The sequence below is a fragment of the Aporhodopirellula sallentina SM41 genome, assembly GCF_000346505.1.
In the GTDB taxonomy this organism is placed as follows: domain Bacteria; phylum Planctomycetota; class Planctomycetia; order Pirellulales; family Pirellulaceae; genus Rhodopirellula; species Rhodopirellula sallentina.
Genome location: NZ_ANOH01000137.1, coordinates 1 through 778, shown reverse-complemented (window position 1 = coordinate 778; position 778 = coordinate 1). Strand labels below are relative to the sequence as shown.

Annotated in this window: 1 protein-coding gene; it reads left to right on the top strand. The window is 56.2% G+C overall.

Going from position 1 to position 778, the window contains the following annotated elements; translation table 11 throughout:
- Positions 1–28: 28 nt before the first annotated feature.
- Positions 29–778: glycosyl hydrolase (locus RSSM_RS08945; RefSeq protein WP_008676930.1), on the top strand; the 750-nt coding region annotated here is incomplete at its 3' end.

Here is a 778-nt window from a genome sequence, read left to right as displayed (position 1 = left end):
TGCACGACACCTTTACGAGGGCCCGGCCATGCTGACTCTTCGTTTTCTTCTGGCAATTTCGATTTGCCTCGCGGTGTTTTCAAATGAGGCGGTTGCGGACGATCTGTTTCAGTCCTTCGCATCGCCACCCGATTCATCGCGTCCCGGTGTCTATTGGTACTTCATGGACGGGAACATCGATCCTGAAGAGATGACCAAGGACTTGGAGTCGATGAAGCGTGCCGGCATCGGCAATTTGATCTTCTTGGAGGTCAACGTCGGTGTGCCTCGTGGTCCGGTCGACTTCATGAGCGAGCAATGGCAAGACTTGTTCGTTCACGCAGCACGCGAGGCCCAGCGGTTGGGCATCGAAATCTCGCTCGGCAGCGGACCGGGATGGAGTGGTAGCGGTGGGCCATGGAACGCGCCCGAGGATTCTATGCAGCATCTTGTTTTCAGTGAGACGCAGGTGAAAGGGCCGAGCACCTTTGAAGGCCTGCTGCCGGTGCCGCCTCAGCGGAAGATAGATTTTCTGGTCGGACGCGATGAATGGTTTGAGGATGTCAAAGTGTTGGCGATTCCCAAGACGGATGATCGGCTTCGAGAGGTCGATCGCAAGGCCTTGTTCATTCGCTATCCGTTCTCGATTTGGCGTGGCAACAACTCGTTCGCTTACGTTGACCCACCTGTTGCACGTTCGAACCCGGACGATCAAACCTTTGCGATCGAGCAGGTGTTGGACTTGTCCGATGCGATGCAGCCCGACGGTCGATTACGTTGGCAAGTTCCCCGCGGAGAA